Here is a 22,314-nt window from a genome sequence, read left to right on the forward strand (position 1 = left end):
AATTATAAATTATGAAAAAACTAATCCTAGCAGGAATATTAGCCACAGCAGGTTTAACTACTTCTATGAATGCTCAAATTCAAAAAGGAAACTGGTTAGTAGGAAGTAGCTTAGTGTCAAGTAATTTTGGTCTTAATACTGGTGGTGGATATAGCATTGCAATACAGCCAAAGGGTGCTTATTTCTTACAAGACAATGTAGCAGTTGGGGGATATGTAAATTTAGGTATCAGCAAAGTTACAAACGGTTCTCCTACAAGATTTGATTATGCAGTAGGTGGTTTAGGACGTTATTATCTGTCTCCTGGAGAAAAAGGTGTTGACAACTTATTAAATCACGGAAGATGGTTCTTTGAAGGTAACGTAGGTATCGGAGGTTCATCTGTTGAAAACGGAAATTCAACTACAGGTCTTGACTTCGGAGTTGGTCCTGGTTATTCTTACTTTATCACTCCAAACATCGGTTTAGAAGGTTTAGTAAAATATCAGGGACAAGCAGGATTTGGTAACGAAGGATTAAATTCAAACATTACTTTTAATGTAGGATTTAGTATTTATTTACCCACTTCAAAAGCTAAGCAAGTAGTAAACGACGTTAAATAATTTTTATTTAATATAAAAATGAAATCGCCTCGAAATAAATTTCGAGGCGATTTTCGTACAAATTAAAACTAAACTATAAAAAATCAAATAAATCATGTATTAGGTTGGGGCGTATATCTCAGATACGGTTTTATTTCTGTCACACCTTTCGGAAAAATTTTTCTTGCATCTTCTGTAGAAACTGTTGGCGGAACAATTACATCTTCTCCATTTTTCCAGTTTACCGGTGTTGCTATTTTATGTGAATCAACCAATTGCAGAGAATCCAAAACTCTTAATATTTCATTGAAATTTCTTCCTGTAGAAGCCGGATAGGTAATTATCAGCCTTACCTTTTTTTCAGGATCAATAATTAATAAAGAGCGAACAGTTGCTGTTGCCGAAGCATTGGGATGAATAAAATCATACAATTCTGAGACTTTTCTGTCTTTATCGGCAATGATAGGAAACTGCACTTCCGTATTTTGAGTTTCGTTAATATCTTTTATCCAATTTTGATGATCCTCTACTCCATCTACACTTAATGCAATTACTTTTGTATTTCTTTGATCAAACTCAGATTTCAATTTTGAGGTAAAGCCTAATTCTGTAGTGCAAACCGGTGTATAATCTGCCGGATGTGAAAATAAAATCCCCCAGGAATGTCCTAAGTAATTATAAAAATCAATATCTCCTGATGATGATTCTGCCTGAAAGTTTGGTGCTGTATCTCCTAATTTGATTGACATAATATTTTGTTTTATTAGTCTACAAATTTAGTAGACTTTCTGGAACTGGCAAAATTTTTGTTTAAAATTTTAATATATTTAATTAAAAATAATAGGATCCATGCGCAAAGAAGGTTTAAGCTACATTGAAGTTGTCTATAATGTATTAGAAAATTGGTATCTAAAGTTTGCCGAACTTACACCAAAATTAATCGTCGGAATTTTAGTTTTTACTTTTTTCCTGTTTACAAGTAAATATTTAAGTCAATTTTCTGTAAAATTATTTCACAGATTCTTTCCCAAAAGTAAAAAAGAAAGTTCTTTGGTCACTCTGATAGGAGTTTTCAGGTTCATTATTATGTTGATGGGGAGTTTTATTGCATTGGAAATTATGGGATTCAGCGGCTTTCTCTGGAAGTTTATCGGAAGTTTAGGAGTTGCAGGGGTAATTGCAGGGGTAGCGTTGAAAGATTTGGTATCAAGCATTTTTTCGGGCATGCTAATCGGAATTGATAAAGCTTTTAAAGTTGGAGATTACATTACACTTGGTACAAATTCAGGAACGGTAATGGAAATTGGTTTTCTAACCACAAAAATCATTACTGATGATGGGAAAAAAGTTTATATTCCTAATCAGGTCATTTTTAACGCTCCTTTTTCAAATGTTACCGCTTCTCCTCAGCGAAGAATTATTTTAAATTTTGAAATTCCGGCAGACGAAGATGTCAGCAAAGCTCAAAAAGGAATAATAGAAGTTATCAAAAGTTTAGAAAATATAGATAGAACAGATACCACTGAAGTTATTTTTACAGATTTGAAACAGGGTGTTTTTAACCTTCAGGCTAAATTTTGGATGAAAGTGGGTGCCAATATGGTCCAACTAAAAAGTGAGGCTTATTTAAAAATAAAACAACGTCTTGATACCGACGGAATACAGTTGGTAACCCCTACAAGCATTAATATTACCAACGGTGAAAGTCTTATCAACGAAAATCATGATTAATATAAAATAAAAAAACCTTCCAATCGGAAGGTTTTTTGTATTGCTAATTGCTCATTACTATTATAAAGAAGCAGAGTGGATTAGCATATCAACTAACTTGTTTGAATAACCCATTTCGTTGTCATACCAAGAAACAAGTTTTACGAAGTTAGGAGAAAGCATAATACCAGCATCTTTGTCGAAGATTGAAGTTCTCTTATCTCCTACGAAATCCTGAGAAACTACAGCGTCTTCAGTATATCCAAGAATACCTTTCAATTCTCCTTCGGAAGCAGCTTTGATAGCAGCACAGATTTCCTCGTAAGAAGTGGCTTTTTCTAATCTTACCGTTAAATCCACTACAGAAACGTCAACAGTTGGTACTCTGAAAGACATACCTGTTAATTTTCCGTTCAATGAAGGAATTACTTTTCCTACCGCTTTAGCAGCGCCTGTAGAAGAAGGAATAATATTATTAAGAGCAGCTCTACCACCTCTCCAGTCTTTCATTGAAGGACCGTCAACAGTTTTTTGAGTTGCAGTTGTAGCATGTACAGTTGTCATTAAACCTTCTACAATTCCGAAATTATCGTGAATAACTTTAGCTAAAGGAGCTAAACAGTTAGTCGTACAAGAAGCGTTTGATAAGATTTTGATATCATCAGTAAGTTCAGTGTGGTTTACCCCCATTACAAACATTGGAGTATCATCTTTAGAAGGGGCGGAAAGAATTACTTTTTTTGCACCTGCGTTGATGTGTTTTGCCGCACTTTCTTTATCTAGGAATAAACCTGTAGATTCAACGATATAATCAGCTCCGATTTCGTTCCATTTAAGGTTGTTCGGATCTCTCTCAGCTGTTACTCTTATTCTTTTTCCGTTTACCACAAGGTCATTTCCTTCAACAGAAACTTCTCCGGGGAAAATACCGTGTACAGAATCATATTTAAGCATATAAGCCATGTATGTAGCATCGATAAGGTCATTGATTCCTACTACTTCGATGTTATCTCTTTCAGTCATTGCTCTGAAAACAAGACGTCCAATTCTACCAAACCCGTTGATACCTACTTTGATTGTTGACATAATAGTTTGTTTTAATTATATTAAAAAATATTAGATTGCTAAGATTTCTGAAATCAGTAAAAGGTCTCTATTGATTTCGTTATGTTTTTTTATGGCTTCTTCGATGGGTGTATAAACCATATCGTTGGAACGCATTCCTGCCATTACGTTTGTTTGTCCTTCCATTAATCCTGTTACGGCTCCATACCCTAGTCTGCTCGCCAAAACCCTGTCTGCACAGCTTGGAGAACCACCTCTTTGGATATGTCCTAAAATTGCCACACGAATATCATAATCAGGGAATTCTTTTTTTGTTTTTTCAGCTAATTCGTAAATATTCGCTAATTTTTCTCCTTCGGCCACCACAACAATACTTGAAGCTTTTCCTGTTTTTTCAGCATTTCTGAAGTTCGCAAAAAGCTCATCAATACTGTCTTTTCTTTCAGGAATTAAAATATCTAAAGCTCCGGTTGCCAATCCGCTGTTTAAAGCGATAAAACCTGCATCACGACCCATTACTTCCACAAAGAAAACCCTGTTGTGGGAAGTTGCTGTATCACGGATTTTATCAATTGCTTCCATTGCGGTATTCAGGGCTGTGTCATAGCCAATGGTATTATCCGTCCCGAAAATATCATTATCAATAGTTCCCGGTACACCGATTACTCTGATTCCAAATTCTTCATTAAAGATTTTTGCTCCTGTGAAAGTCCCGTCTCCGCCAATACACACCAATCCGTCGATACCAAGCTTTACACAATTGTCATAAGCTTTTTGGCGGCCCTCTTTTGTTTTAAATTCCATGGAACGGGCAGATTTCAGAATAGTTCCGCCCTGGTTGATTATATTTTTTACGGAACGAGGCCCCATTTTCAGGAAATCGTTATTGATAAGACCGTTGTAGCCCTCTCTTACTCCGTAGCATTCGATATTATAGTAATTTGCGGTTCTTACTACCGCTCTTAATGCTGCATTCATACCTGGAGAATCACCTCCAGAAGTAAGAACTGCAATTTTTTTTACAGCACTCTCTTTCATCTAGTAAAAAATTTCGAACACAAATTTACAAAAACAAGTTCAGATAATCGCAGTAACTTTATAAGAGTTTTGAATATAAATTATTAAAAACTTCTAAAATTTGATGGTTTAAAAATATATCTTGCAGTTTTGGTTCCCTGTGCACTTACATCTAAATTGTACCAAGGCGAAATATCTTTATGAGAAGGATTTGAAATCAGGTTAATCGTTTGTGCAGGAGTAAAACCCTCACTTAATAAAAATAATTTTTTCCCGTCTTTATTTTTACAGGCTCCCGCAATGAAAACGACATGCCCCGGGCTCCCCGATGTAATCAAAATATCTCCTGTTTTCAAATCTGAATTTTTTGTAACCGATTTTGTTTCTTTATTTAATGAAATGGTCCTGCATAATTAAAAATCAAATCTAAATAATTTCTAAAATTTTTATATGAATCATCAAATTCAGAAGTTTTCCTGAAATTAACAGAATTACCATTCACGAAAGCTCTTATTCCATTATCTTTTTTACAACTTGCAATCATAGAAAGAGTAATAATACTCAAAATAATCTTTTTCATGTAATTTTAAAAGTTTAAATAAAAGATATAAAAGTTTCTGAATACAAATGGCTCATGAAAAAAGAAACAATAAGAAAACTATTTTTTTTCAGTAAGATACTTCCAGTACCTTTTCGGAATATGCTGAATATGCAATTTTAAATTCTTTCTTTCCACAATATTAGTCTTTGTAAAATACCGTTGCCAGAGCGTTTGATATTGAGCTTCTTCATTATGGAACTTCTGCTGATAGGTGCTCAAATCTAATTTTTCATCAGGATAAAAGAAATCACAGTTTTCCAAATCATAGAGAATTCCATAATTTCTCCTTAAATCATAAATCATCCATTTTTGATCTTGATAGCGGTCTTTAAAATGTTTTCGAATTAAAGGGATTACATTAAAATCAGGATCAATTTTAGCAAAAAAGGCATCATCCTGCATTTTCTCAAATCTTACAAAAGCAGTCATTCGATGTCTTTCCCGGCTTACAGATTTGCAGATTTTAGAGATTTTCAACATATCGTTGTCAGCATAATTTTGCAGAATGTTCTCTTCAGGATGTTGTATTGATTGTTTTACGGCGGATAGAATAAGCAGTTCCAATTCTGAATCCTCGGATAAATAAACTTTTAACAGCTCATGAATCCCGGACTTTCCGATGTTTTGTTCCAATTTATTTAAAACTCTTTCTGCCTTATCATTTTGAGTAATCACCTCATGAATTTCAGCAAAAATATTTTCCTGGTAAAATCTTTCTCTGCCCACTATCTCCACATCTTTATAACGATATTCAAAAACTTCAAATATCGCTGTGAAAAGTCCGTCGAAACTGCCGTCGTAAAGTAGAGTGGTCATTTTTATTCAAAAACGAATTAATTAGTTGATGTTTTTTGCATCTAGTTTGCCATTCTCACGGAGATAGAGCTTTACGAATTATTTATAGATTCTTTACCCCGCTTTATTCCGTTATTAAAACAAACTCAACTGCTGCGAAAACTGATTATGGAACTTGGAAGAACTTCCGCCAATCAACAATTTTCTAAAATTTTTATCTGTCAAATATCTTAAATAAGCATTTCCCGCATTAAAATCAATAAAATATTTTGCGCGATTTACAGCTGCTCCCAATTTTTTCAGATGATCCATATTCAAAACCTGAAAACGTCTTGCATTCACAATTTTCTGTGCGGTTTTTACGCCAATCCCCGGAATTCTTAAAATCATCTGGTAATCTGCAGTCTGAAGATTCACTGGAAACTGATGAAGATGTCTCAAAGCCCAACTTAATTTTGGGTCGACTTCCAAATCTAAAAACGGCATATTCGGATCTAAAATTTCTTCCGCTTTAAAACCATAAAACCTCATCAGCCAGTCAGACTGATATAAGCGATTTTCACGGAGCATAGGAACTTCTGTTGCTAAAGATGGCAGTCTTTTATCTTCTAAAACCGGAACATAGCCGGAATAATAAACTCTTTTGAGATTAAAATTTTTATAAAAATGATCGGCAACTTTGATGATTTGTAAGTCATTTTCATTGGTCGCACCAACAATCATCTGTGTTGATTGACCGGCTGGAGCGAATTTTGGAACTTTCCTGAAAATTTTCTTTTCATCTTTATATTGCGCAATTCCGTTCTGAATATATTTCATTGGATTGAGCATATCCTGTCGGTTTTTTTCAGGAGCCAATAATTTCAATCCGCTTTCGGTCGGTATTTCAAGATTGATGGATAATCGGTCTGCATATAAGGCTGCTTCCTGCATCAATTCATCACTCGCACCCGGAATTGATTTTAAATGAATATATCCGTTAAAATTTTCTTCCAAACGTAATTTTTTCGCCACCCGAACCAAACGTTCCATGGTGGTGTCCGCATTTTTGAAAATTCCCGAACTTAAAAACAAACCTTCAATATAATTTCTCCGATAAAAATTTATCGTTAAATCAACGACTTCTTCAACGGTGAAAGCGGTTCTTTTTATATCATTTGAACTTCTGGAAACACAGTAAGCGCAATCATAAATACAGTGATTGGTCAAAAGAATTTTGAGAAGCGAGACACATCGGCCGTCTTCGGTATAAGTATGACAAATCCCACTTGCGGAACTGTCTCCCAAAGCGCCTTTTTTATTCTTTCTTGAGCCTCCGCTTGATGAGCAGGAAACATCATATTTCGCAGCATCTGCAAGGATTTCGAGTTTTTCTTTCAGGCGGTCAAAATTCATATTTTTAATTGAAAATGATAATTTTAAATATTATTTTCTGTTCAAATGTAGTTCCAAAATTGATAAATGTCAATCTTTTTTGATGGAAGTTATCAACAATTGGCAGAGACAAATTTACTATATTTACGGTCATTAATTTATGAGTCTACTCGCAAACTTGTGACTGCAGACAACATATAAAAATAAATATACATATGAATCATAAACCGGTAGAAGGTTTTTCCAAACTGACAAAACAAGGAAAAATCGATTGGCTCGTAAATGAGTATCTTGAAGGAAACGAAGAATATCAAAATATATTAAATCAATACTGGAACGAAAATGCTGATCTTCAGAAACTTCATGATGAGTTTTCTGAAAATACGATTTCCAATTTCTATATGCCCTACGGAATTGCTCCGAATTTCTTAATTGACGGGAAATTATTTGCCCTTCCGATGGCTGTTGAGGAAAGTTCTGTCGTAGCTGCTGCCTCAAAGGCTGCGAAGTTCTGGATTGATAAAGGGGGATTCAGAACAACCATCATTAATAATGAAAAACTGGGTCACACCCACTTTATCTTTAATGTTGAATCTCACAAACTGCTTCATTTTTTCAATTTCAGTTTAAAGAAAAAATTGTTGGAAGCTACAGATGATATTACAGCCAACATGAGAAAACGAGGAGGAGGAATTTTAAATATAAAATTAGTTGACAAAACTTCCGAAATGCCCAATTATTACCAGCTTAAAGCAAGCTTTGATACGGTAGATTCGATGGGTGCAAATTTCATTAACTCTTGTCTGGAACAATTTGGAAAAACATTGAAGCAGGAAGTTGCAACAAGCGAAGATTTTACACAGGAAGAAAAGAATTCGTTACAAATTGTGATGAATATCCTTTCCAATTTTACCCCTGATTGTATCGTGAGAGCTGAGGTTTCTTGTAAAATTGAGGATTTAAAAGACGATAGCGGAATTTCCAATGAAGAATTTGCCTGGAAATTTAAACAGGCTGTGACGATCGCAGAAATTGAGCCTTTCCGTGCGACAACTCACAATAAAGGCGTGATGAATGGAGTAGATGCGGTGGTCATTGCAACCGGAAACGACTTTAGAGCAACAGAAGCCTGTGCACACGCTTATGCTGCGAGAGATGGGCAATATCGTTCTTTAACACATTGTACAACCGAAAACGGAATTTTCAGATTTTGGATCGACCTTCCGATTTCTGTAGGAGTTGTGGGTGGCCTGACGAATCTTCATCCGTTGGTAAAATTTTCTCTGGCTCTTCTTGGAAAGCCTTCTGCCCAAGAGTTGATGAGTATTTTGGCAGTTTCCGGTTTAGCTCAGAATTTCGGAGCGTTACGTTCTTTGGTAACAACGGGAATTCAAAAAGGTCATATGAAAATGCATTTATTAAATATTCTAAATCAAATGGGCGCTACGGAAGAGGAAAAGCAACATTTTGTGGCGTATTTCAAAGATAAAACGGTAACCCATCATGAAGTTATCAATGAGTTTAATAGATTGAGAGCTCAATAACATGTTTGGAATTTTCGTATCTGCCTGCATATTGGCTTTTGGAATATTTATAAAAGTAACTAAAAATCCTGGCTTTGCTCAGAACAAAAAATTTGCTTGGGTTTTTATTATACTGGGAATTATATCTTTAATATTTAAGATTTTAAATTATAAATGAAAACAATAACTTTAGTTTTTGGTGCCGTTTACGGGATGTTATCCGTAATTTTAGGTGCATTCGGCGCGCACGCTTTAAAGAAAATATTATCTGTAGAAAGACTGGAAAGTTTTGAAACAGGAGTGAGATATCAAATGTATGCTGCTTTCTTTTTACTGATTATCGGCTATATTTTGAAGTTTGAAACTTCATCAGAAAAATGGACTTCAATTTTAATGATTGTAGGAACTTTCATGTTTTCTGTGAGTATTTATTTTTTAAGCCTTCAAGATTATTGGGGGACAAATCTTAAGTTTTTAGGGCCGATCACTCCGTTTGGAGGTTTATTAATGATTGTAAGCTGGGGAATGCTGATTCTTTATTTTACGAAAAATAAAATTTAGCCATTAGTTAAAAAATTAAAATTCGGTAATACAAAGAAAGATGATCGTATTTTATAAATAAATTAAAAATGAAAATCAATAGAAGACGGCGAATAATCAAAACATTTAATCTATTGGATCAGCCCATGAGATTTAACCCTTTTGTGTTCAGTCGGACTTTCTTCATGTGGGCTTTTACCGGTCTTGTCGGCGGGATTATCGCCGGTATTTATTGGATCATTCTTGAACATTTTACGGAGTTTTTAGCTGAATTTCAGGGTTGGATGGTTATTCCGACAATGGCAATTTCTGGTTTGTTGGCGGGTTTAGTGATTCATTTTATTGGAGATCCGGGAGAAATTCATTTGATTGTCAATAACATCAGGTTTAATAAAGGAAAATTAGAACCTAAAAATAATCCTTCCATGATTTTATCATCGCTTTTTTGTGTAGCATCGGGTGGAAGTTTAGGCCCGGAAGCACCTTTAGTTCAGGTGACGGGATCTACAGGGACCTGGCTGGGAAAAATTTTCAGGTTGAAAGGTGAAGAATTACGTTCTTTGAGTATTGCCGGCATGGCTTCGGGTTTTACTGCTTTGTTCGGAGCTCCGCTTGGAGGAAGTCTTTTTTCTTTGGAAATTCTGCATCACAAACATGCTGTTGAATATTACAAAGCAATTATTCCTGCTTTGGTGGCGAGCTGTTTCAGTTATCTGATGTTTGCTTTAATTATTCATTTGGGAATAGGGGCGACTTGGGATTTGAAAGCCTATCATTACACAGGAGTTTATGATTTTGCGTATGCAACAGCTTTTGGGATTGCCGGAACTGTATTCGGGTGGATTTTTATTTTTGTAGTTAAATTTTTTAAGAAAGTTTTTGAGTATAGAAAATTTCCGATTTATATTAAAACTTTAGTCGGCGGAATAATTTTAGGAATTATCGCTTTCTATTTTCCATTAACAAGATATTTTGGGCATAACGAAATCAATCAGCTCATTCATGGGAATTTTGCATTGAACTTTTTAATTGTAATCTTAATTTTCAAAATATTAGCAATAGCCATTACTGTAACTTCAGGTTGGAGAGGTGGTTTTATCATTCCACTTTTCTTTGTGGGAACCACTTTAGGCTTGATTATTCATCAGTTATTTCCAACTGTTGATACAACGTTGGCGATTGTAAGTTGTATGGCTGCAATTAATGCCTGCGTGACGAGAACTCCGATGAGTACAACCATTATTTTGGGATCTTTAACGGGGTTTACCTATTTTGTTCCAATACTTTTTGCAAGTTTGACAGGTTATTTTCTTGCTCCTAAAATTCCGTTTATTGGTTCTCAGTCTGAAAAATTATCTGAAGAATAAAGCAAATTTGAGAGATATGTTAAAAATCAAGTTCTTTGCACTTTAAATTTTAAGTCAATAAACTTGAACTTCCATGTCTTTTTAGTAAATTTGTCAACCTTTAACTATTAAAATAAAATAATAAAAATAATATGAATCTTCACGAGTATCAATCAAAAGAGATTTTATCAAAGTATGGAGTAGCTATTCAACGTGGTTACGTAGCCAACAATGCAGATGAGGCTGTAGCTGCTGCTGAAAAACTAACTGCTGAAACCGGCGCTCAAGGTTGGGTAGTAAAAGCTCAGATCCACGCAGGAGGCCGTGGTAAAGGTGGTGGTGTAAAGTTCTCTCCAAATATGGATAAACTTAAAGAAAACGCTCAAAACATCATCGGAATGCAGTTGGTAACTCCACAAACTTCTGCTGAAGGTAAAAAAGTAAATTCTGTTTTGGTTGCAGAGGATGTATATTATCCGGGAGAAACGGAAACTAAAGAATTTTATGTTTCTATTCTTTTAGACAGAGCTGAAGGTAAAAATACAATCGTATATTCCACTGAAGGTGGTATGGATATTGAGCACGTTGCGGAAGTAACTCCTCATTTGATCCACAAAGAAATTATTGATCCTGCTTTAGGTCTTCAAGGCTTCCAGGCTAGAAAAATTGCTTTCAACTTGGGTCTTGAAGGTAATGCTTTCAAAGAATTTGTAAAATTCATAGTGTCTCTTTACAATGCTTACACAGGAATTGATGCTTCTCTTTTTGAAATTAACCCTGTATTAAAAACTTCTGATAACAAAATTATCGCTGTTGATGCTAAGGTAACTTTGGATGACAACTCATTGTTCCGTCACAAGGATTTAGCTGAATTAAGAGATACAAGAGAAGAAGATCCAATGGATGTTGAAGCCGGTGAAGCTGGTCTTAACTTCGTAAAACTAGACGGTAATGTTGCTTGTATGGTAAACGGAGCCGGTCTTGCAATGGCGACAATGGATATCATCAAATTATCAGGAGGTAATCCTGCAAACTTCCTTGATGTAGGTGGTACTGCTGATGCTCAAAGAGTTCAGACTGCTTTCGGAATTATCTTGAGAGATCCAAACGTAAAAGCTATCTTGATTAATATTTTCGGAGGTATCGTAAGATGTGACAGAGTTGCTCAGGGTGTTGTAGACGCTTACAAAGCTATGGGAAGCCTTCCTGTTCCATTGATTGTAAGATTACAGGGAACTAATGCTGTTGAAGCTAAAAAATTAATTGACGAATCTGGTCTTCCGGTTCACTCAGCAATTACTTTAGAAGAAGCTGCAAATAAAGTAAAAGAAGTTTTAGCTTAGTCTAAACTTTAATATAAAATAAAAAAACCGCTTTTCATAAAGCGGTTTTTTTATTTTATATTATTTGATAACAAGATTAAAAAATTTGTCTGTATCCTCCTCAACAGCCAAAGCTGTATAATCAGATCTGTATTTAAATGTCGCAAATAAAGTCCCTTCATTATAACCCTTTCCTGCTACCGTCATTTTCAATCCAACAGCACTCCCATCTGGCTTAAGATCTATTCCTTTATTAGTACCAATCACCCTAAGCCAATTTTTCTCTGTATAAAAGGCTGAGGAAGGAGCTCCAATGTATTTATATCCACAATTCTTAACACCTCCCGAAGATTTACTTGTACACCAGTTCTTAACTGAAAGCTCTACTGATTTACTTTCAAATTCTTGTTTTCTTACTTGTTTAAATTTATTTTTAAGTTTAGAAATTTCTTCATTTAATAATCTTAACTTTTCAGATAAAGAAATATTCGGATTAGTTTCAATTTGAGAATATACCATTTCGTAATATGGTTTATATTCTGACAAATAAGCAATATAAGGTTTTACTTCATATTCTTTTTGTTTCTCTTGAGCAAAACTCATTACTGATGCAGTAATAAGAATAATCAATGATAATTTTTTCATGATAATAATTTTTAAGAGTTATATATTTTGCTTAAACAAAGATTGGAAATTAAATAGCTCAAAGAAATTACCCGTTTGTGTGATTTTGAAACAAAAAAAACCTCCCAAATAATTAGGAGGTTATTAGCTTATCATTTTCAAACAACTAATAAGAAAAAGTATAAACCATTTAATCTTTTTTCTTTTTGGTTTTCACCTTAGTATATAACTAAAAACACACGAAAAACCAGTTTCCAAACAAACTGTTTTAGAAGTTGAGTTTTCATGGTTAGTAGTTACACAAAGTTTGGAATTTTATCAATGTAAAAAAATAACCCTTTTGTGGTATTTTTAAGAAATCTTTAACTATTTTAGCCCAAAACCCAACCCATGGCAAGCTCCGAAAAGAAACATCCTTTAATCGAAATCTGGAATACCTATCCCGGAACCAGGAATAGTATAAAAATTCTAAACAAACCTCCTATTGAGAGAATTATTGGAGAAATGTTCGCCATCGGTGAATTCTACTATTACGCCCTGAATCTTACCAACAGTAAAATCTCTTATCATCATGAAAATATTTTAAAGCTTCATGGCTTAAAAAAATATCCGGAACATTTAAAAGATGTTATCGATCTTACCCATCCTGATGATATTCCGTTTGTAATGCAGGCTGAACAAACCGTTATACAAAAAATGTTGGAAATTGGCCTCCGACATCAACTTTATATCAAATCAAGCTATTGTTTCAGGATGAAAACTGCGAGCGGAAGCTACGAATTATTCCATCATCAGGCTATTCCTACATTGGAAAATGAAAACGGACATCTTATACAGTCTATAAATATTCATACCAATATCAATCATATTACCAAACAAAATCCCTACACTGTTTTAGTTTCAGGAATCGGGCCCAGAAATGACTTTCATCAGGTAAAGCTCTATGATTTTTCGAATTGTGGTAAGTTCTTGGAAAATCTAACCAAACGGGAAACGGAAGTTTTATCATTTATGGCAAAAGGATATTCCGGATCCGAAATCGCTCAGATACTTATCTTATCAGAACACACAATTCGTACTCACAGAAAAAACATCCTACGAAAAACCAATTCCAGAAACAGTAAAGAACTTTTGAAAAAAGCTTTTGAATGGGGATTAATTTAAATGCAAACTGACAAATCTCACTAAGGAATTTCGGTGTAAAACTTGTATTTTTATCCTAAATAAAAGAGATGATTTTACAACCTCACTTCAAAAACTCAAAGCACTTTAAAGACTTTTGGACAAAAGGTAACGGAAGACAATTAATTGAATTTTCCGGAGCTGAAGTGAGTTTTAATGATTTTGAAAAATTTTCTCAATATTTTTATCACGTCGATAACATTGGAAACGAAGTCGCAAAGGATGTCTATCTGACAAAAAAATTTCAGGAAGCATCAAGGGAAATTGAAGATTATATCAGAAATGGAGTTTTCGAAAATGATAATGTTCCTGAAAGTGTAAAAAAACTTTTCTCCCAAACTCAGAAAATTCCCGATTGGCTCGATTATGACTTACTAAAAAATGGTGCAGAACTGTGTATGAGAAGTAATCTTGATTCCTTAATTTCATTAAGAGATTATTGCTTGATTGGGGGTTATGATTATGCTTACCTCAACAAACCTTTAATCGCAACAGAAGCTCTGAAGAAAGGAGCGGTGAAGCGCCTTTCGGAGACTTTGGATTTTTGGGTTAATGTTACCAGATACAATGCTTTAGAAATTCACAAAAAAGGATATGAATTTGCTATAAAAACCAGGTTGATTCACTCTTATGCAAGGCTGTCCATAAAAAAATATTATAAAAACTGGGATGCGGAAAACTGGGGTGAACCCATCAATTCATGGGATATGATGGCGACTTATATTGGCTTCAGTCTTGTTTTTCTTCATAGCTTAAAAAAACTAGGAAATACATTTTCAATCGAAGAAGAAAAGGGTCTTTTTCATCTTTGGAAGTACGTTGGATATTTATTGGGAATCCCTGAGAATCTTTTACCGAACGATAAAAAACAGGCTACAGAATATTTTTATTTATGGACATCTGTTCAGCCTTCGGCAGATAAAGACTCTGTTTTACTGGCACATTCTTTATTAAATGAATCTTTGGAGAATCCTATTTTAAAATATAAATTCCAGCGAAAAAATTTACGTTACCTGCACATTTGCTGCACTTGGTTTTTATTGGATGAAGAGGTCTGTAAAAGACTTCATATTCCGGATGTACCGAACAAAAAACTGTTTCCAAATTCCAAAATTTTCTTCAATAAAATTTACGACACCATTGTAAGCCGGGAAGCCAGGATAAATAAAGGAAATAAAGCTCAGATGAAAGTTTTACAGAATTATTTAAATATAACAAAAAACTCAAATTTTCATTGAGTTTTTGTTATTGATAAAATTATTTTTTATCCTTTTTCTGAAATACATTGAATGGAACTCCAATGTAGGCTTTAATGGCAAAATAATCTTTGGCTTTAGCTTTAGGCGGAAGATTATCATATCCTGCAGATATTCCAAACGTGGCTTTTGCCCAATTATCTTCTCCCTGCATTTTAAAAATCGGGCCAAGTGATATGGTATAATTTTCTTTATAATTTTCAGCTATTTCGCTCTTAAAAGCATTGTTATACATTCCACTCAAGCTAAGACCTAAATGTTTTTTAAATGCAAAAAAACTTGCACCATAAATATTGAAAGAATATTGCCAAAGTGGTTTTTTCAGCTTTTCAACATCCCCAATCAAAACCCCATCATTAATAATTTCTCCGCCGCTATTTATAAGAGGCGTAATTCCCCTTAAAGAAGGATCACTCAAAAAACTCCCTCGAAATCCAGAAATACCTCCTGTTAAGTAATTTGCCGTATTCTTTGTCAAATTATTCCACATCACAGACGCATTTATATTTGCATGAAACACATTAATATTCGAAATTTTTTCTGAGTTATTGTTATCCTTAAATGTATATGTATTATTCAATAATTTAGATGTTATTTGCCACCAAACAATATTATATCCATGAAAAACTTCATATCTTAAATCAAATTCTGAAAACTTATCTGTTACATAATCATTTACTTTTTCATTTTTAACAAGGTTATCTAAAATTTTATAATCATTAATTTTTTTCTCAAAAAAATTAATCCTTTTTGTATACATATTAATTTTAGATTCTAATTTCAAATCAATAATTTCTTCATTTAAAAGAGTATTATTTATATCATCTAATTTATCTTGATACCATTTTAATGAATCTTTCAAAAAATTTTGCCTTAATAAAGCAGTATATTGTATCATTGCCTGAAGTGAATCTTTAAACAGTTTTCGTTTTTCATCTAATTTGATTTCTTTAATCTTACCAACCGTATAAGGTTGACTTCCCCAAAATCCTCTGCTGACACCAACAGTTAATGCCGTATTATTACTCCAAGATTTTGATGAATAAATATTGAAAATACCATTTTTCCCTTCTGCGCTTATCCCAATGTTTAGGAAAGTTTTGGAAACATCTGAAAATTGATAAGCTGTAGAAATAGCGATTTTTTGATTATCATCTGTCTGAACATAAGAAAATGATGAAGTATTATCATTAAAAGGCTGGCTATTTGGAATTATCGATTGATAAATTGTTGTCAAATTTTTAGATAATGTTTTAGGTTGCACAACATGTTTAGGATCATAATTAGAATAAACTTTCTTTATATGATATTTATATACTTTAGCTATTTCATCTCCTCCAATTGTATCTTTTTTTTGTCCAAAAACCACCCCTACCCATCCGGATAAAAGCAATATTAAAATTTTAGTTTTCATGGTGATTAGTTTTTATTAGTTATATTTTATTTTCATTGATATTATTCTCATTACAAGCGTTATAAAAAATCAATACTCAAAATTATTCCATATAAAAACTCAAAGAAATTACCCTTTTGTGTAATTTTTCAAATTGAAAAAACATTAGTTTTTGAAGTTTAAATTGTGTATTTTTGAGAAATTATTTTAATCGAAATGAGTAATATAGATGATAAGAAAAAAGCACTGGCATTGGTGCTTGACAAACTAGATAAAACATACGGAAAAGGAACTGTAATGACGTTGGGAGACAACACTGTTGATAATACTATTGAGGTGATTCCTTCCGGATCTTTAGGCTTAGATATCGCTCTGGGAGTTGGAGGATATCCAAGAGGAAGAATCATTGAAATCTACGGCCCCGAATCTTCAGGTAAAACAACTTTAACGCTTCACGCTATTGCTGAAGCTCAAAAAGCAGGTGGTATTGCAGCATTTATTGACGCTGAACATGCTTTCGACAGAACTTATGCGGCAAAACTAGGAATTGATTTAGAAAATTTGATTATCTCTCAACCGGATAACGGCGAACAGGCATTGGAAATCGCCGACAACCTGATCCGTTCAGGAGCAATTGACATCGTTGTCATTGACTCTGTTGCAGCATTAACTCCGAAAGCCGAGATTGAAGGTGAAATGGGAGATTCTAAAATGGGGCTCCATGCAAGATTGATGTCTCAGGCATTGAGAAAATTGACGGGAACCATTTCAAAAACAAAATGTACTGTAATTTTCATTAACCAATTAAGAGAAAAAATTGGTGTAATGTTTGGAAATCCTGAAACAACAACAGGAGGTAACGCGTTAAAATTCTATGCATCTGTAAGAGTAGACATTAGAAAAGCAAGTGCCCCAATCAAAAACGGAGATGAAGCAATTGGTAGCCGTGTAAAAGTGAAAATTGTAAAAAACAAGGTAGCCCCACCTTTCAAGCAAGCAGAATTTGACATTATGTATGGCGAAGGGGTCTCTAAAAGCGGAGAAATTCTTGATCAGGCAGTAGAACAAGGAATTGTGAAAAAAAGTGGTTCTTGGTTCAGCTATGAAGATACAAAACTCGGACAAGGTCGTGATGCCGTAAAAGATGTTTTGAGAGATAATCCTGAGCTTTCTGAAGAATTGGAAAATAAAATTAAAGAAGCATTAAAAAACAAATAAATTTTTTGATTTTAAAATATTTGAAGACAACCCAAGGGTTGTCTTTTTTGTTGTCATTGTGAACAGATAATTTTTCGCTGGTGATTTGCAATGTATTTTGTAATTAACCCGGCAAAAATTCTTTGAATTTTTGCCGGGTTTCAAAGAAAGGAAATTTTAAAGTTTCAACAGTATAATTACCAACACAAATAATGTCAAAATGTCACTTTTTTTCAAACGGTATTTTTTTTGAGACAGAAATAGAAAACAAAACTAAATTATTATGACTAAAGGAAATATTAATGTATCTGTGGAAAATATTTTCCCGCTTATCAAAAAATTTCTTTACAGTGATCACGAAATATTCTTGAGAGAATTAATCTCAAATGCAACGGATGCCACTTTAAAATTAAAGCACTTAACAAGCATCGGAGAAGCGAAAGTTGAGTACGGAAATCCTAAATTAGAGGTTAAAATCGATAAAGAAAATAAAACACTCTGTATCATCGATCAAGGAATCGGGATGACAGGTGAAGAAGTCGAAAAATACATCAATCAGGTAGCTTTTTCGGGAGCTGAAGAATTCCTGGAAAAATATAAAGATTCTGCAAAAGATTCAGGAATTATCGGTCACTTTGGACTTGGGTTCTACTCTGCTTTCATGGTTGCGGAAAAAGTTGAAATCTTAACTAAATCTTACAAAGATGAACCGGCAGTCCGCTGGATCTGTGACGGAAGTCCTGAATTTACACTTGAAGAAACTACAGATAAATCCGATAGAGGAACAGAAATTATTCTTCATATTGCAGAAGATTCTTTAGAATTTTTGGAAGAAGGGAAAATTCGTGAATTGTTGTTGAAATATAACAAATTCATGCCTGTTCCAATTAAATTTGGTACTAAAACGCATACGTTGCCTTTACCGGAAGATGCTCCTGAGGGTGCAGTTGCGGAAACAGAAGAAATTGATAACATCATCAATAACCCTACTCCTGCTTGGACAATTGCACCAAGTGAACTGACAAATGAAGATTACATGAAATTCTACCACGAATTGTATCCGATGCAATTTGAGGAACCTTTATTTAATATTCATTTGAATGTTGATTATCCGTTCAATCTGACGGGGATTTTATTCTTCCCAAAACTGAGCAATAATTTAAATATTGAAAAAGATAAAATTCAATTATATCAAAATCAGGTATTTGTAACAGATGAAGTGAAAGGTATTGTTCCTGATTTCTTAATGCTTCTTCGTGGAGTTATCGATTCCCCGGACATCCCGTTGAATGTTTCCCGCTCGTACTTACAGGCTGACGGCGCAGTGAAGAAAATTTCTTCTTATATCACTAAAAAAGTTGCCGACAAAATGTCTTCTTTAATCAACGAAAACCGTGAAGATTATGAGAAAAAATGGAACGACATTAAAATAGTTATCGAATACGGAATTATAACGGAAGAAAAATTCGCGGAAAAAGCAGACAAGTTTACACTATATCCGACAACTGACGGAAAATATTTCTTATGGAATGAATTAGAAGAGAAAATCAAACCGAATCAAACGGATAAAGATGGAAAATTGGTTGTTCTTTATGCTTCAAACGCTGATGAACAGCACAGCTATATCCAGTCTGCAAAAGATAAAGGATATGAGGTCCTACTATTAGATTCTCCGATTATTCCTCATGTTATTCAAAAACTGGAAACATCAAAAGAGAAAATTTCTTTTGTAAGGGTGGATTCTGATCACATCAATAATTTGATTAAAAAAGATGAACCAATTATTTCCAAATTGAATGAAACTGAAAAAGAAGCATTAAAGAAGAACGTTGAAGAAGCCGTAAACGATACGAAATTTACAGTTCAGCTTGAAGACTTAGACAGTAATGATGCTCCGTTTACCATTACTCAGCCGGAATTCATGAGAAGAATGAAGGATATGCAGGCTACCGGCGGGGGCGGAATGTTTGGAATGGGCGGTTTTCCGGAAATGTATAATTTGGTAGTAAACTCAAACAGTGAATTTGCCAATCAGATTTTAAAAACTGAAAATGCTGACGAAAAAGGGAATCTAATTAAATACGCATTAGATTTGGCTAAACTTTCTCAGAATTTATTAAAAGGAAAAGATTTGACGGACTTCATCCAAAGAAGTTATCAGCACCTTAATAAATAATTTGACTATTTTATATTGAGAATCGGGGCTAGCCCCGGTTTTTTATTTTCCCTTAAATTAAATTTAAATTTTATTAATACTAGATTTAATAGCTTTTTTATAATATTTTACTGATATCAATATTTAAAATATCAGTTAAACTACTTTCAGAATATCTTGTTTTTATAAGGATATCAAAAATATCTTGAGGTAAATCATCTAGAATCAAAGGAGATAGTGCTCTAGCAACTAGAGATAGTGAGGGTCTGAAAAACGATTTGGATAAGTTTTATCAAAAGAATATAGTCCTTTTTTTGTCATTGACACATAATATTCCAAATATCTTTCATCAACCCCCGCACCAAATATTTTAATTAATATATTGTCTAATTTTGGATTAATCACCACCTCTGATATTTCAGGCAAGCTTCTAAAATATTCAACCAATATTTCATTAATTTTTTAGACTTGGCTACGCTCTAACGCATACCAACTATGTTCGGTATCAGTTTGATGTTGAACATTGTCTTCTTGTTGAATTTGAGTAATTGCTGTGGAGTACGTGTTGTAAAATTCACGCATTACTTCCTCGTCATAATCTTCATAATGATAAATTGTTTTCATTCCAAATTTTTTCACCAAAGAGAAAAAATCAAGGGGTTCATCTTTTGCCAAGAATTTTTTAAGGCTGTCTTTTGGTTCATTTGCCATAGCCTTTAATTTTTCAAGTGCTGTTGGTTTATTCATAATGCGATTGATTTGCAGAAAGTTAATAAAATGAGATTCTATCGTAGCAATAATCAGTGTTAATATATTACATGGCAGTTTAGCAGAACGACAGGCAAAATCAACTCTTTTTATTTCATTAAAATGATCCCGATCGTATTAAAAGAATCCGTCTTGATTGAGACGGATTCTTTATAGATTAACGGAAGTTATATTTTATTACTCAGATATAAAGCCCACAAAGATTATTGCTTGTGTAAGCCGTCCCTTCTGTAAGAGATTTTACATCAACATTGTCTACCTTAAACCCAAACTTTTGAAAATCATCATCATTAAAATATGCATCTATAGGATCGATTTTGAATGAATAAATTGCTCCTATTTAAAACAAAACTATCTTTTCAATCTTACTGATATCTGTTTACGGGATTTCAGCATCAATAAAAACGCTTTATAAAAATATTTGTTGCCAATTTGACAACCGATTTCTTTGCTTTTTAGTTGTCATTTCGGATATTATAACACAAAAACCCTCGCAAAAATGCGAGGGTTTATTTTATCTACTGGTGCGAGCGAGACGCTCGCGCCAACGGGATTCATATTTATTTCTTTAGCTTTCTAATTTTTTTATAAAATCTTTTTCATTTATTAATTTCTTTTCTATTAAGTTTTTAAATATCTGAATTATTAAGCTCAATGAAGTCCCTGCTCCATTAAACTTATTATTTTCAATCTTATATCCTATCCATTTTTTCTCAAAATTACCAAACAAGATCCAAGATTTAGGATTTAAATAAATATCTGTATTATTTAAATCTATAGTAACTTCCCAACCAGGATTATCTAAAGTTTCTATTTTTATTCCATAATTATGCTCCCAATCTCCATTACATTGAGAATCAAACCATTTTTCTAACCAATTTAACATATTTTAATTCTTATAGATTAATAGGCATATCTTTACCAGGAATTGCTGGTTTAATTGTTGAATTTTTTCCTGTTCCCTCGTGGACGTGAGGTGTTGGAACCGTTTCTCCTGACTTATTTTTATGGGCTGTCCCTTCATAATCAACCCTTTTAACAGTTTCAAAACCCTTACCTTGTGAATTTTTATTTGGATTATTTGGGTTTTCTTTATAAGTAGTTGATCCTTTTTCATTACGAACAGTATGATCTCCAATAGCCTCATCATCATCAGTTCTGTTATTTGACCCTCTACCTTCTCCTGTTTTAGAAACTTGTTCAGTTATATTTTCAGGTTTTATATTCTCTACGGTATTATCCATAGTCTTAGGAGTGGAAGTTTCTTTTGGAGTATTTTTTGAGAAAAACTCTATATCGCTTACAAAATCTTTCGCCCCATTCCAAATCCCTTCAATCGGAGCTTCTCTAATTTGTTCTGCAATAGGGATAACAGGTTCTACCGAAGAGTTAGACATCATCAAGAACTCGAAAGGCACTAATTCTAGCCCTTCAAATTCCCTTCCCATTCCTAATTTGTTTTCCTGGAATGCATACGTAGAGTTATAACGGAATTTCTCACTCAAAGGAGCAATTGCGATAAACCTACCCACATCTGGCATATAATTTCTCCACTTAAACGAGTAAAAACCTGTTTCCTGAAGCTCTTGTCCCTGATACTTATAATTAAAATAACTTCCCAGCTGTGCGTGACCTGTTCCGCCTATATGGTTTAATCCGAACGGATAATAATTGTTGGTATCCGTGGTTTCCAGAACGCCTTCGCTGTTTTTTCCAAACTTACCCTTGCATTTCCCAGGTGGTCTCTGTACTGGTAAATATAACGGTTTTCCGTGAAACTGTAAAATCCTTCTGCTGTAGGTACAAAATCAAGGTCCCATTGCGGGATGGTGGGCAGGGGATCAAATGTTTTGAAAGCCTGCTGC

At 33.8% G+C, this 22,314-nt stretch carries 23 protein-coding genes; 10 read left to right on the forward strand and 13 right to left on the reverse strand.

Going from position 1 to position 22,314, the window contains the following annotated elements:
- Positions 1–11 precede the first annotated feature (11 nt).
- The gene (locus tag ACM39_RS18230) at positions 12–602 is read left to right on the forward strand and encodes a hypothetical protein (protein ID WP_048512483.1); all 591 of its coding nucleotides are present in this window, start codon (positions 12–14) and stop codon (positions 600–602) included.
- Between the two features lie 92 nt (positions 603–694).
- On the opposite strand, the gene ACM39_RS18235 is transcribed toward ACM39_RS18230, so the two are convergent.
- Positions 695–1,330 carry a peroxiredoxin gene (locus ACM39_RS18235; protein WP_048512484.1) on the reverse strand — a complete coding sequence of 212 codons (636 nt, stop codon included), beginning with the start codon at positions 1,328–1,330 and terminating at the stop codon, positions 695–697.
- A 100-nt stretch (positions 1,331–1,430) separates the two neighbouring features.
- Here ACM39_RS18235 and ACM39_RS18240 point away from each other — a divergent pair, with 100 nt between their 5' ends.
- Positions 1,431–2,312 (forward strand): mechanosensitive ion channel family protein, encoded by an 882-nt coding sequence (locus ACM39_RS18240; protein ID WP_048512485.1) that lies wholly within the window; start codon positions 1,431–1,433, stop codon positions 2,310–2,312.
- A gap of 60 nt (positions 2,313–2,372) precedes the next feature.
- On the opposite strand, the gene gap is transcribed toward ACM39_RS18240, so the two are convergent.
- The 6 genes from gap to ACM39_RS18265 all read right to left on the reverse strand — a co-directional run bounded on the left by gap (position 2,373) and on the right by ACM39_RS18265 (position 7,164).
- Entirely contained in the window at positions 2,373–3,377 is a 1,005-nt protein-coding gene (gene gap, locus ACM39_RS18245) for a type I glyceraldehyde-3-phosphate dehydrogenase (RefSeq protein ID WP_048512486.1), read from the reverse strand.
- A gap of 30 nt (positions 3,378–3,407) precedes the next feature.
- A complete protein-coding gene (pfkA, locus tag ACM39_RS18250; RefSeq protein ID WP_048512487.1) occupies positions 3,408–4,394 on the reverse strand; it encodes a 6-phosphofructokinase in 987 nt (328 codons plus the stop codon).
- An 83-nt stretch (positions 4,395–4,477) separates the two neighbouring features.
- Positions 4,478–4,729 carry a DUF4846 domain-containing protein gene (locus tag ACM39_RS19510; RefSeq protein WP_262483806.1) on the reverse strand — a complete coding sequence of 84 codons (252 nt, stop codon included), beginning with the start codon at positions 4,727–4,729 and terminating at the stop codon, positions 4,478–4,480.
- 35 nt (positions 4,730–4,764) lie between these two features.
- On the reverse strand, positions 4,765–4,953 hold the full coding sequence (locus tag ACM39_RS19515; protein ID WP_228377149.1) for a DUF4846 domain-containing protein: 189 nt from the start codon (positions 4,951–4,953) through the stop codon (positions 4,765–4,767).
- 78 nt (positions 4,954–5,031) lie between these two features.
- Positions 5,032–5,790, reverse strand: a complete 759-nt coding sequence (locus tag ACM39_RS18260) for a TIGR03915 family putative DNA repair protein (protein ID WP_048512488.1) — start codon at positions 5,788–5,790, stop codon at positions 5,032–5,034.
- Positions 5,791–5,904: 114 nt separating this feature from the next.
- Entirely contained in the window at positions 5,905–7,164 is a 1,260-nt protein-coding gene (locus ACM39_RS18265) for a putative DNA modification/repair radical SAM protein (RefSeq protein WP_048512489.1), read from the reverse strand.
- A 194-nt stretch (positions 7,165–7,358) separates the two neighbouring features.
- On the opposite strand from ACM39_RS18265, the gene ACM39_RS18270 reads away from it, so the two are divergent.
- The 4 genes from ACM39_RS18270 (at position 7,359) to sucC (ending at position 11,895) form a co-directional block, all read left to right on the forward strand.
- Positions 7,359–8,687, forward strand: a complete 1,329-nt coding sequence (locus ACM39_RS18270) for a hydroxymethylglutaryl-CoA reductase, degradative (RefSeq protein WP_048512490.1) — start codon at positions 7,359–7,361, stop codon at positions 8,685–8,687.
- 153 nt (positions 8,688–8,840) lie between these two features.
- Positions 8,841–9,227, forward strand: coding sequence for a DUF423 domain-containing protein (locus ACM39_RS18275; RefSeq protein WP_048512491.1), 387 nt, complete (start codon positions 8,841–8,843; stop codon positions 9,225–9,227).
- Positions 9,228–9,295: 68 nt separating this feature from the next.
- Positions 9,296–10,573, forward strand: a complete 1,278-nt coding sequence (locus tag ACM39_RS18280) for a chloride channel protein (RefSeq protein WP_048512492.1) — start codon at positions 9,296–9,298, stop codon at positions 10,571–10,573.
- 131 nt (positions 10,574–10,704) lie between these two features.
- Complete coding sequence (gene sucC / locus ACM39_RS18285; RefSeq protein ID WP_048512493.1) at positions 10,705–11,895, forward strand: ADP-forming succinate--CoA ligase subunit beta; 1,191 nt, start codon at positions 10,705–10,707, stop codon at positions 11,893–11,895.
- 60 nt (positions 11,896–11,955) lie between these two features.
- Here sucC and ACM39_RS18290 read toward each other — a convergent pair whose 3' ends face one another.
- Positions 11,956–12,519, reverse strand: coding sequence for a hypothetical protein (locus ACM39_RS18290; RefSeq protein WP_048512494.1), 564 nt, complete (start codon positions 12,517–12,519; stop codon positions 11,956–11,958).
- A gap of 369 nt (positions 12,520–12,888) precedes the next feature.
- On the opposite strand from ACM39_RS18290, the gene ACM39_RS18295 reads away from it, so the two are divergent.
- On the forward strand, positions 12,889–13,662 hold the full coding sequence (locus ACM39_RS18295; RefSeq protein WP_048512495.1) for a response regulator transcription factor: 774 nt from the start codon (positions 12,889–12,891) through the stop codon (positions 13,660–13,662).
- Between the two features lie 68 nt (positions 13,663–13,730).
- Positions 13,731–14,918, forward strand: a complete 1,188-nt coding sequence (locus tag ACM39_RS18300; protein WP_048512496.1) for an oxygenase MpaB family protein — start codon at positions 13,731–13,733, stop codon at positions 14,916–14,918.
- 19 nt (positions 14,919–14,937) lie between these two features.
- On the opposite strand, the gene ACM39_RS18305 is transcribed toward ACM39_RS18300, so the two are convergent.
- Positions 14,938–16,350, reverse strand: a complete 1,413-nt coding sequence (locus ACM39_RS18305; RefSeq protein ID WP_131701492.1) for a hypothetical protein — start codon at positions 16,348–16,350, stop codon at positions 14,938–14,940.
- A 195-nt stretch (positions 16,351–16,545) separates the two neighbouring features.
- Here ACM39_RS18305 and recA point away from each other — a divergent pair, with 195 nt between their 5' ends.
- Both recA and htpG read left to right on the forward strand, forming a co-directional pair.
- Positions 16,546–17,547 carry a recombinase RecA gene (gene recA, locus ACM39_RS18310; protein WP_048512498.1) on the forward strand — a complete coding sequence of 334 codons (1,002 nt, stop codon included), beginning with the start codon at positions 16,546–16,548 and terminating at the stop codon, positions 17,545–17,547.
- 262 nt (positions 17,548–17,809) lie between these two features.
- The gene (gene htpG, locus ACM39_RS18315; protein WP_048512499.1) at positions 17,810–19,702 is read left to right on the forward strand and encodes a molecular chaperone HtpG; all 1,893 of its coding nucleotides are present in this window, start codon (positions 17,810–17,812) and stop codon (positions 19,700–19,702) included.
- Between the two features lie 441 nt (positions 19,703–20,143).
- Here htpG and ACM39_RS18320 read toward each other — a convergent pair whose 3' ends face one another.
- The 4 genes from ACM39_RS18320 to ACM39_RS19320 form a co-directional block, all read right to left on the reverse strand.
- A complete protein-coding gene (locus ACM39_RS18320; protein WP_048512500.1) occupies positions 20,144–20,428 on the reverse strand; it encodes a hypothetical protein in 285 nt (94 codons plus the stop codon).
- A 589-nt stretch (positions 20,429–21,017) separates the two neighbouring features.
- On the reverse strand, positions 21,018–21,335 hold the full coding sequence (locus tag ACM39_RS18325; protein ID WP_082140650.1) for an immunity 53 family protein: 318 nt from the start codon (positions 21,333–21,335) through the stop codon (positions 21,018–21,020).
- A 10-nt stretch (positions 21,336–21,345) separates the two neighbouring features.
- Positions 21,346–21,981, reverse strand: a complete 636-nt coding sequence (locus tag ACM39_RS18330) for a hypothetical protein (protein ID WP_131701493.1) — start codon at positions 21,979–21,981, stop codon at positions 21,346–21,348.
- 119 nt (positions 21,982–22,100) lie between these two features.
- Positions 22,101–22,314, reverse strand: a 214-nt coding sequence (locus tag ACM39_RS19320; protein WP_048512502.1) for a hypothetical protein, incomplete at its 5' end; no start/stop codon positions are given.

The sequence above is a fragment of the Chryseobacterium sp. FH2 genome, assembly GCF_001045455.1.
Lineage (GTDB): Bacteria > Bacteroidota > Bacteroidia > Flavobacteriales > Weeksellaceae > Chryseobacterium.

Excerpts from the sequence above, each read along its gene's own strand:
- ACM39_RS18265 (WP_048512489.1), bottom strand. The coding sequence starts at position 7,164 with ATGAATTTTGACCGCCTGAAAGAAAAACTCGAAATCCTTGCAGATGCT.
- gap (WP_048512486.1), bottom strand. The coding sequence starts at position 3,377 with ATGTCAACAATCAAAGTAGGTATCAACGGGTTTGGTAGAATTGGACGT.
- ACM39_RS18230 (WP_048512483.1), top strand. The coding sequence starts at position 12 with ATGAAAAAACTAATCCTAGCAGGAATATTAGCCACAGCAGGTTTAACT.
- ACM39_RS18235 (WP_048512484.1), bottom strand. The coding sequence starts at position 1,330 with ATGTCAATCAAATTAGGAGATACAGCACCAAACTTTCAGGCAGAATCA.
- ACM39_RS18260 (WP_048512488.1), bottom strand. The coding sequence starts at position 5,790 with ATGACCACTCTACTTTACGACGGCAGTTTCGACGGACTTTTCACAGCG.
- ACM39_RS18305 (WP_131701492.1), bottom strand. The coding sequence starts at position 16,350 with ATGAAAACTAAAATTTTAATATTGCTTTTATCCGGATGGGTAGGGGTG.
- pfkA (WP_048512487.1), bottom strand. The coding sequence starts at position 4,394 with ATGAAAGAGAGTGCTGTAAAAAAAATTGCAGTTCTTACTTCTGGAGGT.
- ACM39_RS18300 (WP_048512496.1), top strand. The coding sequence starts at position 13,731 with ATGATTTTACAACCTCACTTCAAAAACTCAAAGCACTTTAAAGACTTT.
- ACM39_RS18325 (WP_082140650.1), bottom strand. The coding sequence starts at position 21,335 with ATGTTAAATTGGTTAGAAAAATGGTTTGATTCTCAATGTAATGGAGAT.
- ACM39_RS18320 (WP_048512500.1), bottom strand. The coding sequence starts at position 20,428 with ATGAATAAACCAACAGCACTTGAAAAATTAAAGGCTATGGCAAATGAA.
- ACM39_RS18280 (WP_048512492.1), top strand. The coding sequence starts at position 9,296 with ATGAAAATCAATAGAAGACGGCGAATAATCAAAACATTTAATCTATTG.
- ACM39_RS18295 (WP_048512495.1), top strand. The coding sequence starts at position 12,889 with ATGGCAAGCTCCGAAAAGAAACATCCTTTAATCGAAATCTGGAATACC.
- ACM39_RS19515 (WP_228377149.1), bottom strand. The coding sequence starts at position 4,953 with ATGAAAAAGATTATTTTGAGTATTATTACTCTTTCTATGATTGCAAGT.
- sucC (WP_048512493.1), top strand. The coding sequence starts at position 10,705 with ATGAATCTTCACGAGTATCAATCAAAAGAGATTTTATCAAAGTATGGA.
- htpG (WP_048512499.1), top strand. The coding sequence starts at position 17,810 with ATGACTAAAGGAAATATTAATGTATCTGTGGAAAATATTTTCCCGCTT.
- ACM39_RS18270 (WP_048512490.1), top strand. The coding sequence starts at position 7,359 with ATGAATCATAAACCGGTAGAAGGTTTTTCCAAACTGACAAAACAAGGA.
- ACM39_RS18275 (WP_048512491.1), top strand. The coding sequence starts at position 8,841 with ATGAAAACAATAACTTTAGTTTTTGGTGCCGTTTACGGGATGTTATCC.
- ACM39_RS18240 (WP_048512485.1), top strand. The coding sequence starts at position 1,431 with ATGCGCAAAGAAGGTTTAAGCTACATTGAAGTTGTCTATAATGTATTA.
- ACM39_RS18290 (WP_048512494.1), bottom strand. The coding sequence starts at position 12,519 with ATGAAAAAATTATCATTGATTATTCTTATTACTGCATCAGTAATGAGT.
- recA (WP_048512498.1), top strand. The coding sequence starts at position 16,546 with ATGAGTAATATAGATGATAAGAAAAAAGCACTGGCATTGGTGCTTGAC.